This is a genomic window from Cytobacillus firmus DS1, assembly GCF_000565285.1.
Taxonomy (GTDB): Bacteria; Bacillota; Bacilli; order Bacillales; family Cytobacillaceae; genus Cytobacillus; species Cytobacillus firmus_A.
In genome coordinates, this window is sequence record NZ_APVL01000009.1 from 175,601 (window position 1) to 191,242 (window position 15,642).

Here is a 15,642-nt window from a genome sequence, read left to right on the forward strand (position 1 = left end):
TGACTATTGTAATAAATTTCCCGCCAGGATGCAAGTAGGCTTATCCTGACAGGAGTTTAATACATAGAATATGCAATACTTTTCGAAAATGTGCCTGTAACTACTGAACAGTATATCCTCCATCAATAACTGCCGCCTGGCCCGTAATTCCTTTAGCTGCATCGCCAGCCAAAAAAATCGCATAATCTGCAATCTCTTCCACCGTCAGAAGCCTTTTTTGCGGCACTAACGGATAAATAACTTCCTCAAGTGCTTTTTCAATGGGTACATTTCTTGTTTTAGCAAGGTCATTCAGCTGATTTCTTACAAGTGGTGTGTCTACATAGCCCGGGCAGATGGCATTAACCGTAATGCCATGATCAGCAGCCTCCAATGCCGCGACTTTAGTCAACCCTATAACACCATGCTTTGCACTATTATATGCTGCCTTGCCAGCAAACCCCACAAGCCCATTAATGGAAGCCATGTTGAGTATACGGCCTGATTTTTGTTTTTTCATGATTGGCATCGCGTGCTTTATAGCCACGAATGGAGCAGTCAGCATTATTTTGATCATAAATTCAAACTTCTCAGTTGGAAAATCTTCAATATAGGAAACATGCTGCAGCCCTGCATTGTTTATCAGCACATCCAAAGTACCGAATCGGCTGACAGTTTCATTGATGGCCAACTGTATATCAGACTCTGATGTCACATCACATTTTAGCCCAAGCGCTTCAAAACCTTCATTCTGCAGGTTTTCTGCAGCTTTCTTCACGGCAGCTTCCTGAATATCCGTCAGAACAATTCTCGAGCCATGTTCAGCAAACCTCTTACCAATCTCATAGCCAATTCCCTGCGCTGCACCAGTGATAAAAACGACTTTATTTTGTACCATAAATAAGCTCCTTTCAAAAACAAAGCCGGGGCCCAATTTTAAGAGCCCCTGCCGAAATTAGATTCCTAATCCAAATGAGAATAAAACAATCGCAAGGGCTAAACCAATCAGCGGGACAATTACCGTAACAGCAGCCACTGCTCCATATGCTGCCTGGTGGGTTTCACCGCAGATAGCCCGGACAGTGGTAACAACATAGCCATTATGCGGCAAAGAGTCAAGAGCTCCGGAAGAAATAGCAACCGTCCTGTGCAGGGCTTCTGCATTAACGCCCATGTCCATATAATGCGGGGCCAGAATTGGCAGTGCGATTGCCTGGCCTCCTGAAGCTGACCCAGTCATCCCGGCGATCACACTTACGGCTATGGCACCGCCTATCAGCGGACTGCCAGGAATGCTCGTCATCCAATCAACTGCTGTGGCAAATGCAGGCACTGCTTTTGCTACGCCGCCAAACCCAACGACAGCAGCTGTATTGCCTATAGCAATCAATGCACCTAATGTTCCATCAGACACAGCATTCCAGAAATTAGTGAAATACTTTCGGTTCAATAGATATGTGGCAATGACTCCACCCAGCAAAGCAAGAATAAGTGCAGATTGTGCAAGTGAATCATGAAAAACGAAGGAAATAATTAAAACCACAACTAATGGTACAACACCCATAATTGGATGAGGTAAATCCTTATTTTCTGTTACAGGATCCTGCTTGCGGGATTCAAACGTTTCTCCTTTGTTTACAGCCTTGGTAATCATTCGCTTCAGCCACCAGTAGCCGAAGATCATCATGAACACAGCCACAATTAAGCTGACTTCCCAGCCCGCATAGGGAGTTGTTCCTAGGAATTCAATCGGAATCCAGTTTTGAATTTCAGGTGAACCTGCAGAAGTCATTGTAAATGTTACAGATCCAAAAGCCAGTGCTGCAGGGATAAATCTTCTCGGCAGATTTGCCTGCTTAAATAAACTCAACGCCATTGGATATACAGAGAAGGCAACAACGAATAAACTGACTCCTCCATAAGTTAATATGGCACAGGATGCGACTATGGCAAGAACGGCATATTTCATTCCAAGCTTATCCACGACCATTTTGGATACACTGTCAGCCGCACCGCTATCCTCCATTACCTTTCCAAAGATAGCCCCCAATAGGAACATCAGATACCATGATGTGACAAATCCCGAAAAGCCGGACATATAGTTCCCGACCAAGTTGGCCTCTCCTTCACCTGCCAGCTGCGGAAATAACGGCATACCGCTAAAAAGAGCTACAAACAGTGCAGATAATGGACCGACCACCAGCAGGTTCATTCCCCGCATCGTCAGGTATATCAGCAGGGCAAGCCCGCCTATTAACCCAATCATACTTAGCATTTCATTTCCCCCTTTGTTTTAAATGTAAGAAAATAAACTTGTCACCCCCTTTTTGTAAACGTTTACAAAAAATAGAAAAATAACTTGCTGTGAAATTTTAATGCAAGAAGTGTGCCAACACTAACTGCTTTTAGGGAAAGGCTCGGTGAACACTTAACGAACTATTTTTCCGGAATTCTGGAACGGGCAGGGAGCCCGTCCTCTAATTTAATAGGATAGTTTTCTGACAATTCCGTCTAACTGAGGATTATCAGCATTAAAGATTCCTAGAATCAAAACAGTCCAGAATTCTGGAATGAATTCCGGAATTCTGGACTGTTTAAACCTATACAATTCCATATTTCTTTAACTTTTCGTACATGGATGATTTACTGATGCCAAGAGCATTTGCAGCTGCTATTCGGTCATTATTATATTTACTCAAGCTTTGTGACAGAATCCGTTTCTCTGTTTCTTCCAGAATATCCTTCAGATTCTTTTTTCCAACCGGATATACAGCAGTTTCTTTCATATAATCCGGCAATGATTCTGTAGTGATAGTTTCATTGCTTGTTAAGTGAATGGATGCCTCGATTACATTTTCAAGCTCCCTGATATTTCCCGGCCAGCTGTACTGATGAAACTTCTCTATGACTTCCTCTTCAATTGCACTTATTCTCTTTCCCGATTTTTTCGTTATCTTCTTGATAAAGCTGTCAATCAGAAGCGGTAAGTCCTCCATCCTGTCGCGCAAAGAAGGAACCATGAACGGTACCACATTAATCCGATAAAATAAATCCTCCCTAAAACGCTTTTCCTCCATCATTTTTTCGAGCGGTCTGTTAGTTGCAGCAATAATCCGGACATCCACTTTAACCGGAGAAGTTGAACCAACGCTTTCAATCTCGCCTTCCTGCAGGGCACGCAATAGCTTCACCTGCATATTAAGGGGCATATCCCCGATTTCATCCAAAAACAAGGTCCCTCCATCTGCGAGCTGAAATTTTCCTTTTTTACCGCCCTTTTTCGCCCCAGTAAAAGCTCCCTCTTCATAGCCAAACAGTTCAGACTCCAGAAGATGTTCAGGAATGGCTCCGCAGTTAATTTTTACAAAAGGCTGGTGGCTCCTGTTGCTGAGCTGATGAATGCTGTGGGCAAACAGTTCTTTACCTGTCCCGCTTTCCCCGCGGATTAAAACGGAAATATCACTGGCTGCCACCATTTTCACTTTTTCTTTCAGGCTGTGAATCTGGCTTGAGCCTCCCAATATATCATCGAGGCTGTATTTTACACTTGGATCAATTCCCTGGATATAGCTCTGGATTTTTGTGAGCATGCTTTTTACATGGCTGTTCATCTGCATCCATTCCTTTGTATCTCTAAAAAAAACTGTCCCGAATGCGCCAATTACTTCGCCATCAAAAAAAATGGGAATGCGGTTTGCTATCATATAGTTGCCTCTTATAAATTGCAGGTCCGCAATTTCTTCCTTTCCCGATTCTGCCACTATATGCATTCGTGAATTTTCAATAACCCCGGAAACATGCTTCCCCAGAACCTGTTCCCTCTCCACCTCAAGAAAATCACAATAATTTTTATTAATGTAAATGATCGTTCCTTCTTTATTTACAACCACAAGCCATCCAAAGGCGTTTTCTACAATGGTTTCAACCATTTGAACAGGCAAATCAAATAATGCACTTTTCATTTTTGATCCCCTCATTTTGGACATTCTAATATTATAAACAATTTTATCATATTTTTCTGACAACAAATTCATTTCAATAGGTATTCTAATTCCTTTTACTGTCCATACCATTAGTAATCGGCGCAGACATGGGAGGTGTTTCAGCTGAAAGGCATATATCTGATCAATCCTCACTGGCAATCCTTAAACAAATCCAAAGAGGAATGTATTCAGCTGCAAAAACAGGCACTGGAATTCTATATTGAGAAGCATAATATTTTTACAGTGAAGCTAAACCAATGGCAGCTGAATGACTATTACACCATTCCGCATGCCCTATTGTATGATTTGAAGCAAAAGAAGGCAGATCTGGATATCCTGCTTCTTTATTCTGAAGAGGTTCTTGAAGACTTTATCAATTCTTATCCGGCAAGATGGCTGATTCTGAAAAGCTTCTTCAATGAGGTTGTATTTTGCGCTAACCAAAAAGAGAACTCTCTTGAAGGCGCAGGTTAAATTAATTACATGAAACAATAAAACCTGCAGCTCAAAACTGCAGGTTTCATTCTTTCAATTATTCTTATGAAGCATGTGCCAATTCTTTAGACTCCTTTAATTTCCGGTCATATAAAAGAGTTGTAAGAATGGCAAAAACAAATAGAACCATTAATACAGCAAACAGCATGGTGATTCCATAAAGATCAACAAGAATTCCCCCCAGTAAAGGGCCGATCATCCTTCCGCCTGTAGCTGTGCTGTTTACGATTCCCTGGTAAAACCCTTCTCTCCCTTTAGGAGCAAGCTGGTTGGCAATGGTTGGAACAGCTGGCCATATCAGCATTTCGCCTATTGTCAGAATAACCATGGCAGTGACAAACGCGGAGAACTGCTGTGCGATCGCCGCAGCAGCAAACGAGCCAATAAAAATAACCATTCCCGCGACCATCTGAATCTTTAATGTTTTAAACCATTTTACCATTGCACCGATAACCGGCTGCCCCAATACAATCAGGGCTCCATTAATAGTCCACAGCAAACTGTATTGCTTTAAAGAAATGTTCAGCTCCTGTGTATAAGCGGCAATAGTCGATTGCCATTGGACATATCCGACCCAGCACAATAAATAGCCCGCACATAATATGAGCAGCGCATAAAGCTTGGTATGATTTTTAACCATGCCATTTTCCTGAAGGATGGATGTCTGCTGACCCGAAACTGTGTTTATTCCCCTGTAGCCAAAAACAGCGATCAATAAAAAAATGATATACATGACAGTATTGGCCAGAAAAATCAACTGAAAAGAGTACGAGGCCACAAGACCACCAAGAGCAGCACCAATGGCAACACCGGCATTCTGGGCTACATAGATGGCATTGAAGGCTTTGCGCCCACCTTCTTTCCAGACTGATCCCGCCATCGCAAACATAGAAGGAAAAACAATCCCGGATCCAAATCCGACAAAAGTAAGAAACACCACATATGCAGGCCAGCCATGCCAAAAGGTCAAGCCGAGGAGTGCCATTACCGTGATGACAATTCCAAGTAGAATCGAACGATAGCCGCCTATTTTATCATAGAGGCTTCCCCCTATTAAATTTCCTGCGACACTGGCAGCTGCGTTCACCATTAGAACCAGGCCGGCTACCGATAAGGATTTTCCTAAGTGGTCATGTATGTAGATTGTATTAAGAGGCCACAAAAAAGAAGATCCGGTTACATTCACTGCCATCCCGATAATTAAAAGCCATAAGGTCCGCGGCATAAGATAACGCCCCTTTTTTCGTATTTTTTATGTTGAGCCGGTACATTATCTCCCGGGCACTATTTCGAAATCCAAAATAATTTTAGTTGGTTTTTCCTGTCCTTGCAATAGGTTTTCAATCGATTTTAATAGACAGAATACTTCTTCTTTTCCACATAAGATTTCAGAAAAGTAAAGCCCCGATCCTCGGGTGGATCGGGGCTTTGCCATAATTATTTATGAAGATTGTTCCGGTTCAGGATGAAATTTTGATTTAACAGGCTGACCGCCTGATTTTTCATAGTTCTTTTTGGACTGCTTTACCGCATCGAAATCCCTGCCAAATTCAACATCCTGGCTATTGGCGCCATTGCGGGTCTTTTGTTCCGGATTGTTTTGTTTTGAACGCTTTTTTACCATCAGTGGACCACTCCTTAATGAGGAAGAATTATCATCTGATTTTGGAGCTGTTGCAGCTGGAGCCTCATCCGATGAAGCTGTTCCCGCTGCTGGGAGTTGGCGCTATGGGCCATCTGGCTTATATCATTATAAGCAGCTTCCAGAGACTGAAGCGCATTGGAGTATTCAAGATTATTGTAATGCTCCTGCGTTCTCCCTGATTCAAACTGCTCCTGCGCAAAACGGATTGCATCCTCACACTGCTGAAGGAGTGTATCCATCGATTCACGGGTTGCCATTATCTGTTCCCCTCCTTAACGAATGGGTCTAGAAGCTTGCATGCTTCAATAATTAGTTTGTTCATTTTTCAGTAATCCTTACCACTCTATTTCCTGCCAATTCCCCTTGGATAAGGTTTTAGGTCATGATAAGATTAATTTTATGAAATCCTTCATATCCATTTTTATCTTATAGATAACTCTTTGAAAAAGGAGGGATGATTGTGGATAAAGTAAATCCTTTTCCATATGCATCCGATAATAAACGGTACCATACATGGAATTATCATTTACGTAATGAATTTGGCCATAAAGTTTTCAAGGTGGCACTTGATGGCGGCTTTGATTGCCCAAACCGTGATGGCACGGTCGCACATGGAGGGTGTACGTTCTGCAGTGCCGCCGGTTCTGGAGACTTTGCCGGGAACCGTGCTGATGATTTGGAAACACAGTTTAATGCAATCAAAACAAAAATGCATCATAAATGGAAAGATGGAAAGTATATGGCCTATTTTCAGGCCTTTACGAATACACATGCCCCTGTTGAGGTGCTTCGTGATATGTATGAGAGGGTTCTTGAGCAGGAAGGAGTTGTCGGGCTGTCTATTGCGACCCGCCCTGATTGCCTGCCTGATGACGTAGTTGACTATCTGGCTGAGCTTAACAAGAGGACCTATCTCTGGGTAGAGCTTGGCCTGCAGACTGTACATGAAAGAACTGCCCTTTTAATTAACCGCGCACATGATTATCAGTGCTATGTGGAGGGAGTAAAAAAGCTCCGCAAACATGGGATCCGCATCTGTTCCCACATCATTAATGGGCTTCCGCTTGAAACACCGGAAATGATGATGGAAACCGCCCGGGAAGTTGCGAAGCTCGATGTACAGGGAATTAAAATCCATCTCCTTCATTTATTAAAGGGAACCCCGATGGTTAAGCAATTTGAAAAGGGCATGCTTGAGTTTCTGTCTCTTGATGAGTATATAAATTTAGTATGTGACCAGCTGGAAATTTTACCGCCGGAAATGATTGTACACCGCATCACCGGTGATGGGCCAATCGACTTGATGATTGGACCGATGTGGAGTGTCAATAAGTGGGAAGTACTTAATGGCATTGATGCAGAATTAAAGCGAAGAAACAGCTGGCAAGGTAAATTTTACAATCCAAGCCAAGTGGAGGCATTGTCATGAAGCTTGAAAGAATCTTACCATATGCAAGACAGCTGCTTGAGAAAGCAGTATCACCTGGAGATATCGTTATTGATGCCACTCTGGGCAACGGACATGATACCGTATTTCTGGCTGATCTGGTGGGTCCCAACGGCAGAGTTTACGGATTCGATATACAGGAAGAGGCTGTCCTGAATACAAAAACACGCCTGGCTGATCACGAACTGTCAGACAGGGCTACCCTTTTCCATACAGGGCATGAACACATTCTTGAGAATGTACCGCCTGTCCACCATGGAAAAGTAACGGCATCCATATTTAATTTAGGTTACTTGCCCGGAGGCGATAAAGATATTGTCACCCGTCCGCAGACAACCATTTCTGCCATCGATCAGCTCTTGGAACTGATGGCTCCGGAAGGGATAATTCTTTTGGTGATTTATCACGGTCATATTGAAGGTGCTGTTGAGCGCGATTACCTGCTCCGATATGTAAAGCAGCTGGATCAAAGCCTCGTCCATGTGTTGCAGTATCAGTTTATTAATCAAAAAAATAACCCGCCGTTTATCGTTGCAATTGAAAAACGATAAAGTGAAACTTCAATCAGCGGGGGGCCTTATCCCCCACTGGTTGTTAGTTGAACCAATCAGCCTTTACAGGCAGTTTGACCCCATTTTCCTCCTTTGATTCCTCTGAGTCTTGGAGTGGGGGTCTTACTGCCCGTAAGACTGCGATAATTAAAATAGCCTGCAAAAAAATTGCAGGCTTTTACTTATTTCACAAAGGCTTTTGAAATCCGGAAGGCATTATCTTCTGCACTGTCCGGTAAGCTCTTCCGTTCACATAGAAGAAATAGCTCACCATTCCGCCTGTTTTGATTATGCTTTTGGCTAATCTTCTGACATTCCGCTGCTTCCGGACCTTATCATCGGAGAGATAGACCCCCAGCAAGCCGCGATTAATCAGTTTATGGAAATGTTTATGAGGCAGCTTTTCCGTATGCTTATCTGCCTCTGCAACAAAGTGCTTCAATCTCGAAAACAGTTTCTCTTCGCTTTCATAGTAAAAACAGAAATTCAAGTCTCCCCCGGCCTTGTCCTCCTCCTGATCAATCAGATAATCAAGGAGAATGTGGAGGCCCTGGATATATGGAAAATATCCATTTCTTATATTCACCGCATGCTCCGCTTTAAAATCATCCCTCAATGCGTAGGAAACAAGGCAGAATATCCCCAGTGTCGATCCCGAGCAGGCAGAAAACTCATACCATTCCATCTCGGGTATATCTGACCGATATTGGTCGAACCAGTTCTGCAGACGGGGTACTCGTTCTTCGACAACGACATGCTTATGTATTTGCAGATCACAATAGTAACGGCATAATTCAAGCAGATGGCTTTTTATATGGGTATATTGCTCGAGACACGACAGTACTTCCCTGCAGGATGCTGCTAAATCTGCAAGATAGTTTCCATCATCCTGCTCAGATCTCAGCCGATAATAATTTTTCACTGCTGCATCAATATCCAGGGCATCCTCCATTGACTCATGAAGTGCGGCAAAATCTCCGGGATCAAGCGAGGTGCTCCGGTCGCAAAGGTTGTCCAAATAATCACTGATTGTCTGATAAGCGACTATAAACTTAATCGCTTGTTCATATTTTTCCTTTGCCATCAATGACATAATAGCTCCGCCTTCACAGTGGAAGGTTTTATGTTCAATGCTGGCAAGAGCCTGCTTTCTTAACTCCGGATCAGGAATTGCTTCCGCCCGGCTCTTCCAGTATGCAAGCTCCTTATGGACAGCAGGCAGAACCTTCCGATAGACATGTGACATCAGACTAATTGGCATGGAAGGGACACTCATGACAGCAGATACCTCCTTTTGATCGGGTCTGGTGAATATTTAAAGCAATTCAGTTACCCTTAAACCACATAACCAAGGGCCTTTAATTGGCTGTTCACGAAATCCTTCGCATATTCAAATACCTCTTCACGTTCAGGTTCATTAAAGACTTCGTGGTAACACTTTGGCCATTCTTTGAACCTTTTCTCTGAGAAAGGCGCAAGGTTAAACCATTCTCTGACAGTTGTCTTATTCACGATTTTATCATCGCCGCCCTGTACTACTAGAAGGGGGACATCCTGGATATTATCAAGATTCTCAAAGGCCATCTTAATGGCGTAAACAAGTTCCCTGTACCATCTGACCGACACTTTTGTCACATACAGTGAATCATTTAAATCAGCATCAAGAACATCCTGATTCCGCGTAGCCATGTCCACTGATAACCCTGCATCCATTTTCAGGCCCGGCATCACGGAGTTGAGTCCAAGCGATAAAAAGTTCAATAATTTCGAAGGCTGCTGAACCAAACCTAAACATGGCGATGACAAAATCACTCCAGCGAGATTCATTCTTTCTTCCTGCAGCAGGCGAATGGCAATCAATCCGCCCATGCTGTGTCCTAAAAGAAAAACCGGCAATTCAAATTCATAGGCAGCCTGTACCCAATCTTTAACTTCAATGATATATTCATCAAAGGAATCAATATGCCCTCTTCTGGATCTTGAAGTCATCCCCTGGCCGGGAAGATCTCCCATAATGACATGGAAACCGGCCAAGCGCCACATTTCAATCAGCCAGCCATAACGGCGGTGATGCTCCATTGCCCCATGAACCATGACAATAACGCCTTTTGCATCTCCTTCAGTTTCCCACTTCCACATAGTCAATCCTCCCAGCCTATTTACGTACTATCTCATGTAAATATATTATAGCCTAGATGTAAAAATTGTTCATGAATCAACCCCTTATTAAAACTCTTTTACCAAAATAACGTTTATCATGCCTCATATGATAAAATCAAAATAAACTGCATACAGGAGTGTTTTTCACATGATCTATCCATACAAAGATAAAGAACCTAAAATTGCAGAATCGGCATTTATTGCAGATTTTACTACCATTACCGGCGATGTTGAAATCGGGGAGGATTCAAGCGTTTGGTTCAACTCCGTAATACGCGGAGATGTAGCACCGACTATCATCGGCAGGAAAGTCAATATCCAGGACAATTCCGTCCTGCATCAGAGCCCGAATAACCCGCTGATACTGGAAGACGAAGTAACAGTAGGCCATCAGGTAATCCTTCATAGCTGCATTATCCGTAAAAAAGCTCTAATTGGGATGGGCTCGATTGTCTTAGATCAGGCAGAAATCGGGGAGGGAGCATTTATTGGTGCAGGCAGCCTTGTTCCGCAGGGAAAGAAAATTCCGCCCAACACACTTGCATTCGGCAGGCCAGCAAAAGTGATCCGTGAGCTGACGCCGGAAGACATTAAAGATATGGAACGGATCAGCAGGGAATACGCTGAGAAAGGCCAATACTATAAGTCTTTGCAGAAAAAGCCAAAATAACTCTCCGGTCTTAATAGACTGGGAAATAGGCCGATAATAAACATAAAGCAATAGCAATTGGCGGGTGAAGGAATTGAAGATTTATATCGGGGCAATTATTCTTTTCTTATTTTTAATAGTAATATTCAGAAAATCAATGGTAAAAACGGCACCGATGTTATTAATTGTCTTCATCCTTGTTTCTGCAGCATTTGTTTATAACAATCTTCCAGCTATCAAACCTCCTTCAGCCATGAACAAAATAAAATCATGGCTGTCTGAACCATCTGAGAAAGCCAGCGCTTTTCTTGGAAACAGCACGGCTGTAATTAAAATTAAGGAAGAAATAATGATAGATGTGCCCGCAATCAATCAGTTTCCTGAGCTCCCCAGAGGATGCGAAGTCACGAGCTTATCCATGCTCCTGCAGCATGCGGGGGTCCAGGCTGATAAAATGACACTGGCTAAAGAAATAAAGAAAAATCCTGAACCTTATCGCATAGAAGACGGAAAAATCTATTTCGGACATCCGAATGAAGGCTTCATAGGCGATATGTACTCCTTTGATAATCCCGGTCTCGGTGTTTATCATGAACCCGTAAAAGAACTTGCGGAAAAGTACATGCCCGGCTCAATTGAAGACCTTACAGGATCCGATTTTGAAGACATAAAGATCCATTTGTCAGATGGCAGACCTGTATGGGTTATTATCAACACAGCCTACAAACAGCTGTCTGATGACTTTTTCCAGACCTGGCATACGCCAAACGGAAAGATTAAGATTACCTATAAAGAGCATTCTGTGCTGCTAACGGGCTATGATCAGGAATACATGTTCTTCAACGACCCGCTCACAGGCGAGAAAAATAAAAAAGCGCCCATACTCGATTTTGAAAAAGCATGGGTGCAGATGGGAAAGCAGGCTATTACCTATCTTCCATAAGAAAAGCGGAAGCTCCTTGCCCACCCCCGACAAGCTTGTGACCTCGAGGGGGTAGGCGCTGGAGCTAGACAATTATCTAAATGAAGAAATTTATACATTCTTATACTTAAAAGCGTCCGCCAGGTATCCCTGATGGACGCTTTTGTTTAGCCTTTAAGGGGCTGCAAATCTTTATCTAACAAGTATTCTTTTTCAAAGGAGTATTTTTTCTCCACATATACCTGATGCCACACCATGAACATCAGAACTGTCCAGATTTTGCGGCTGTTGTCCGCTTTATCCTGACAATGGTCTTCAAGCAGCTGCAATACATAGTCTTTATTAATCAGGTGATCTGTATTGCTTTCACGAATGATATTTTTCGCCCATTCATTCATCTCGTCCTTCAGCCAGTGGCGGATTGGCACAGGGAACCCAAGCTTCTTGCGGTTCAGTACATGATCCGGAACGACTCCTTCGGCAGCTTTGCGAAGAATATATTTCGTAGTGCCATTTGCCGTTTTCAAGCTGGTCGGGATTTTGGAAGCCACTTCAAACACTTCTTTATCAAGGAACGGAACACGAAGCTCGAGAGAATGAGCCATTGTCATTTTGTCCGCTTTTAATAGAATGTCTCCGCGCATCCAGGTATGAATGTCGATATACTGCATGCGGTCAACCGGATCATAGCCGCGGCTTTCTTCATATAAAGGTTTCGTGATATCCGTATAATTTAAGCTGTCTTTATAGACGTGAAGCAGATTGCGCTTCTCTTGTTCTGTAAACATTTTTGCGTTTCCGATGTAGCGCTCTTCCATAGGCGTGACACCGCGTTCGATAAAGCTTTTCCCCTTCATTCCCTCTGGCATCATGCTGGCGATCATGCGAAGAAGCTTTTTGCCGATGGCAGGAATTTTATTGAAGACTTCCAGTGATTGTGGTTCACGGTAAATATTATAGCCGCCAAATAGCTCATCGGCTCCTTCACCTGAAAGTACAACCGTTACATGCTTGCGTGCTTCTCTTGCCACAAAATATAGGGGCACACAAGCCGGGTCAGCAAGCGGATCGTCCATATGCCACATGATTCTTGGAATCTCATTCATGTATTCCTCAGGAGTTATGATATAGCTGATGTTTTCGACACCCAGCTTTTCTGCTGTTTCTTTCGCCACATCCACCTCGCTGAAGCCATTGCGTTCAAAACCGACAGAGAATGTTTTAATGGCAGGATGGAATTCCTTCGCAATCGACGCAATAATGGAAGAATCAATTCCGCCTGAAAGGAAAGAACCTACAGGAACATCGGCACGCATATGCATTTTGACCGAGTCGAATAATATATCTCTAATTTCTTTTGTAAAATCAGCTTCAGATTTCTGCACTGGATGGAAAGCAGCTTTCCAATAGCGCTTAATATCCATGGGAGCACCGATTTTTTTAGTAAAATAATGGCCAGGCTCCAGCTTGTGGATTCCCTCTGACATCGTGTTTGGCTCAGGCACAAACTGATAGGTCAGATAATGCTGCAGGGAGGCATAGTTTAATACATCATTCTGAAGCGCCAATAGAATGCTCTTCTTCTCTGATCCAAAGAACGTGGTGTCTCCCTTATCGTAAAAAAAGAAAGGCTTAATCCCAAATGGATCTCTGGCTCCATATAAAAACTGCTCCTGTTTATCCCAAATGACAAACGCAAACATACCGCGCAATTTTTCAACAGCTCTTTCTTTCATATGGCTGTATAGGGCAATGATGACTTCTGTATCTGAGCTTGTTTCAAAGCTTAAGCCAGCTTTGAGAAGTTCTTCACGAAGTTCCACATAGTTATAGATTTCACCGTTGAAAATAATCCAATAACGCTCATTCTCGTAAGTCAGCGGCTGGTGTCCGCTTTCAATATCGATAATGCTCAGCCGGCGGAAGCCAAATTGAATATGATCATCAAAATAGTATCCTGAGTCATCCGGACCCCGGTGTGTAATGATATCATTCATATTTTGGAATTGTTCTTTATCTGCGTCACGGTAATTTTGTGCTTTTTCATGTACACAACCAATAAAACCACACATTATGTACGTCACCTACTCCATTCTATTCTCAATATTTAGATATAGCCTCAGGCGGCTCCTTTGTCTTAGAAAACATACCCTATAATACTACCACTAATCATTTATAATTAGCACGTGGATTATAAAAAAAATATGCGCGGAAAATTAAGCCATTATCCGAAGTTTATACGATAACATATAATTATAAACGACTATAGAGCATAAAGACCGAAAAGTGAATTATCACCTTATATGTATAAAGACGCAAAAAAGAAAACGGGAGTTACATAGTAAATGCAACTCCCGTTTTTTATATTATTGTCTAGCTTCAGCGCCTACCCCCTCGAGGTCACAAGCCAATTCTCCCAAAAAGGCAAAGAACGCCTTTTCGGAAGGCTCGTCTTGTGCTTGAGGCCCGCAGGACAAGGAAGGCTTCGTCAGCATAATCATCGCACGACCAAAAGCGACAGCTTTTTTAGAGGATGCGGGTCATGCAGACGTTGCCACAGGACGTGGAGTTCTTAGTCTGCGATCCTTTAGTGGGCAAGGCACTTCCGCTTTTCTATTACGCTTCAGAACGAAGGATTTCTGCCTTGTCAGTACGCTCCCAAGGAAGGTCAACATCTGTACGTCCGAAATGTCCGTAAGCAGCTGTCTGCTTGTAAATTGGGCGGCGAAGGCCAAGCATGTTAATGATTCCTGCAGGACGAAGGTCAAAATGCTTTCTTACTAAATCAACTAATACATCTTCATCCACTTTGCCGGTTCCAAATGTATCAACAGAAATTGAAACAGGCTGTGCCACACCGATTGCATAAGCAAGCTGAACTTCAACTTTTTCTGCCAAACCGGCTGCTACAAGGTTCTTCGCTACATAACGTGCAGCATATGCAGCAGAGCGGTCAACCTTTGTAGGATCCTTCCCGGAGAACGCGCCGCCGCCATGGCGTGCATATCCGCCGTAGGTATCTACAATGATTTTGCGTCCAGTCAGGCCAGCATCTCCTTGAGGTCCGCCGATAACAAAACGTCCAGTGGGGTTGATGAAGTACTTTGTATTCTCATCGATTAGTTCTTTCGGAACAACCGGGTTAATAACATGTTCCTTCAAGTTGCGCTGGATTTGCTCCAGGCTGATTTCAGGGTGATGCTGAGTGGAAATAACGATTGTGTCAATGCGGACAGGCTTGTCATTTTCATCATACTCAACAGTTACCTGAGTTTTTCCGTCCGGACGAAGGTAAGGAAGGATCTCTTCTTTACGAACCTCAGTCAGGCGGCGGGAAAGTTTATGTGCTAAAGAAATCGGAAGAGGCATAAGCTCTTTCGTTTCGTTGCAGGCAAAACCGAACATTAAGCCCTGGTCTCCTGCACCGATTGCTTCAATTTCCTGATCGCTCATTTTCCCTTCGCGTGCTTCTAGTGCCTGGTCAACACCCATTGCGATATCTGCAGACTGCTCATCAATGGAAGTTAGAACTGCACATGTTTCAGAATCGAAACCATATTTGGCACGGGTATAACCGATTTCTTTTACCGTTTCACGAACGATTTTTGGAATATCTACGTATGTAGATGTTGTGATTTCACCTGCAACTAATACAAGTCCAGTTGTTACAGAAGTCTCTGCAGCAACACGGGCATTCGCATCTTTAGCTAAAATCGCATCTAAGATTGCATCAGAAATTTGGTCACAGATTTTATCCGGATGACCTTCAGTAACTGATTCAGAAGTAAACAAACGACGCTTTGTTGACATC

Annotated in this window: 15 protein-coding genes; 5 read left to right on the forward strand and 10 right to left on the reverse strand. The window is 43.1% G+C overall.

Annotated elements, in window-relative coordinates:
* Nucleotides 1-100 precede the first annotated feature (100 nt).
* The 3 genes from PBF_RS13690 to PBF_RS13700 all read right to left on the reverse strand — a co-directional run bounded on the left by PBF_RS13690 (nucleotide 101) and on the right by PBF_RS13700 (nucleotide 3,941).
* Nucleotides 101-877 carry a 3-hydroxybutyrate dehydrogenase gene (locus tag PBF_RS13690; RefSeq protein WP_035330452.1) on the reverse strand — a complete coding sequence of 259 codons (777 nt, stop codon included), beginning with the start codon at nucleotides 875-877 and terminating at the stop codon, nucleotides 101-103.
* A 57-nt stretch (nucleotides 878-934) separates the two neighbouring features.
* On the reverse strand, nucleotides 935-2,254 hold the full coding sequence (locus PBF_RS13695; protein ID WP_035330386.1) for a GntP family permease: 1,320 nt from the start codon (nucleotides 2,252-2,254) through the stop codon (nucleotides 935-937).
* A gap of 325 nt (nucleotides 2,255-2,579) precedes the next feature.
* The gene (locus PBF_RS13700; RefSeq protein ID WP_035330388.1) at nucleotides 2,580-3,941 is read right to left on the reverse strand and encodes a sigma-54 interaction domain-containing protein; all 1,362 of its coding nucleotides are present in this window, start codon (nucleotides 3,939-3,941) and stop codon (nucleotides 2,580-2,582) included.
* 135 nt (nucleotides 3,942-4,076) lie between these two features.
* Here PBF_RS13700 and PBF_RS13705 point away from each other — a divergent pair, with 135 nt between their 5' ends.
* A complete protein-coding gene (locus PBF_RS13705) occupies nucleotides 4,077-4,436 on the forward strand; it encodes a hypothetical protein (protein ID WP_235192256.1) in 360 nt (119 codons plus the stop codon).
* A gap of 64 nt (nucleotides 4,437-4,500) precedes the next feature.
* Here the strand turns inward: PBF_RS13705 and PBF_RS13710 are convergent, their stop codons facing one another.
* From PBF_RS13710 to PBF_RS13720, 3 genes are all read right to left on the reverse strand, one after another.
* Entirely contained in the window at nucleotides 4,501-5,682 is a 1,182-nt protein-coding gene (locus PBF_RS13710) for an MDR family MFS transporter (protein ID WP_035330389.1), read from the reverse strand.
* A gap of 216 nt (nucleotides 5,683-5,898) precedes the next feature.
* On the reverse strand, nucleotides 5,899-6,081 hold the full coding sequence (locus tag PBF_RS13715; protein WP_035330391.1) for a hypothetical protein: 183 nt from the start codon (nucleotides 6,079-6,081) through the stop codon (nucleotides 5,899-5,901).
* A gap of 14 nt (nucleotides 6,082-6,095) precedes the next feature.
* On the reverse strand, nucleotides 6,096-6,359 hold the full coding sequence (locus PBF_RS13720; protein ID WP_035330392.1) for a YtzC family protein: 264 nt from the start codon (nucleotides 6,357-6,359) through the stop codon (nucleotides 6,096-6,098).
* A gap of 203 nt (nucleotides 6,360-6,562) precedes the next feature.
* On the opposite strand from PBF_RS13720, the gene PBF_RS13725 reads away from it, so the two are divergent.
* Together PBF_RS13725 and PBF_RS13730 are read left to right on the forward strand one after the other, a co-directional pair.
* Entirely contained in the window at nucleotides 6,563-7,531 is a 969-nt protein-coding gene (locus PBF_RS13725; RefSeq protein WP_035330393.1) for a TIGR01212 family radical SAM protein, read from the forward strand.
* Nucleotides 7,528-8,100, forward strand: coding sequence for a class I SAM-dependent methyltransferase (locus PBF_RS13730; RefSeq protein WP_035330394.1), 573 nt, complete (start codon nucleotides 7,528-7,530; stop codon nucleotides 8,098-8,100). Before PBF_RS13725 ends, PBF_RS13730 begins: the two co-directional genes overlap by 4 nt.
* A gap of 187 nt (nucleotides 8,101-8,287) precedes the next feature.
* On the opposite strand, the gene PBF_RS13735 is transcribed toward PBF_RS13730, so the two are convergent.
* Both PBF_RS13735 and PBF_RS13740 read right to left on the reverse strand, forming a co-directional pair.
* Nucleotides 8,288-9,376 carry a tetraprenyl-beta-curcumene synthase family protein gene (locus PBF_RS13735; protein ID WP_035330395.1) on the reverse strand — a complete coding sequence of 363 codons (1,089 nt, stop codon included), beginning with the start codon at nucleotides 9,374-9,376 and terminating at the stop codon, nucleotides 8,288-8,290.
* Between the two features lie 59 nt (nucleotides 9,377-9,435).
* Entirely contained in the window at nucleotides 9,436-10,239 is an 804-nt protein-coding gene (locus PBF_RS13740; protein ID WP_035330396.1) for an alpha/beta hydrolase, read from the reverse strand.
* Between the two features lie 169 nt (nucleotides 10,240-10,408).
* Between PBF_RS13740 and PBF_RS13745 the strand changes: the two genes are divergently transcribed.
* Nucleotides 10,409-10,930 (forward strand): gamma carbonic anhydrase, encoded by a 522-nt coding sequence (locus tag PBF_RS13745; RefSeq protein WP_035330398.1) that lies wholly within the window; start codon nucleotides 10,409-10,411, stop codon nucleotides 10,928-10,930.
* A gap of 73 nt (nucleotides 10,931-11,003) precedes the next feature.
* On the forward strand, nucleotides 11,004-11,852 hold the full coding sequence (locus tag PBF_RS13750; protein ID WP_035330399.1) for a C39 family peptidase: 849 nt from the start codon (nucleotides 11,004-11,006) through the stop codon (nucleotides 11,850-11,852).
* A 146-nt stretch (nucleotides 11,853-11,998) separates the two neighbouring features.
* On the opposite strand, the gene asnB is transcribed toward PBF_RS13750, so the two are convergent.
* Nucleotides 11,999-13,903, reverse strand: a complete 1,905-nt coding sequence (asnB, locus tag PBF_RS13755) for an asparagine synthase (glutamine-hydrolyzing) (RefSeq protein ID WP_035330401.1) — start codon at nucleotides 13,901-13,903, stop codon at nucleotides 11,999-12,001.
* Between the two features lie 544 nt (nucleotides 13,904-14,447).
* A complete protein-coding gene (gene metK / locus PBF_RS13760) occupies nucleotides 14,448-15,641 on the reverse strand; it encodes a methionine adenosyltransferase (RefSeq protein ID WP_035330402.1) in 1,194 nt (397 codons plus the stop codon).
* Nucleotide 15,642: the final 1 nt, after the last annotated feature.